The sequence below is a fragment of the Bartonella sp. AP57NXGY genome (genome assembly GCF_042195805.1).
In the GTDB taxonomy this organism is placed as follows: Bacteria; Pseudomonadota; Alphaproteobacteria; order Rhizobiales; family Rhizobiaceae; genus Bartonella.
In genome coordinates, this window is record NZ_JBHIOZ010000500.1 from 1 (window position 1) to 736 (window position 736).

At 46.7% G+C, this 736-nt stretch carries 1 protein-coding gene; it reads right to left on the minus strand.

The window, feature by feature from the left end:
* Positions 1–655, minus strand: a 655-nt coding sequence (locus ACFIL8_RS11700) for a hypothetical protein (RefSeq protein WP_375689947.1), incomplete at its 3' end; no start/stop codon positions are given.
* Between the last annotated feature and the right edge of the window lie 81 nt (positions 656–736).

Here is a 736-nt window from a genome sequence, read left to right on the forward strand (position 1 = left end):
CCCGATGTTTGCTCATGATGCTTGCAATTAGAAAATCGACATTGGGTTGCAGTCCTGTATTGTCCGAAATAGATCGCACAAGCGAACTGAAGGGGCACATAGGCACCTGAAAGCGTGAAAAAAAGAAATCAACCCGGACATCCCATTGCATAATCGGATGACCAAACCTTGGCCAGGGTTTGTCTTTGCAATAATGCGTTACCGCCGCCTTAAGATTCCCGGCTTCAATCTCATGGAGGACACCAGAAAGTCGCATGATAGCATATTTGCAGGCTCCCATATGCACGGAGCCAATGGCACTAAACCCACCGATTAGTGCAGAAATGACGTCGCTCTTGGTACTGATAATAAATCTTACCATGGTGGTTGTGGGTGTCACAGTACCAAACCCGCCCAGCAGTAGAGACATGCACCCGCAAAGCACATTAATATCCCAGTCGGAAGAAGCTTCCTTGCTAGTTAATACTAACCAAAAAGCAAGCTCCAAGGTATTGCAATTTTCGATCTCCGGAAAATCGGAAAACTGTTGGGAAGAGCGCGCCAATGCAATAATCCACGGCATCAGCAAGATAATTTTAAGACAACTACCGTCGCTTACGGGAGCCATGACCTTACCCTGAGCCGCCGAAACCTCAACTTGCGATAATAACATCATAAATCGCTGCGTTAAACTCAAAGATGGCAATGCATTGATCAGTTGATGCATCGCCTGCAGTTTGGCTGTAGGGTTCGTCTT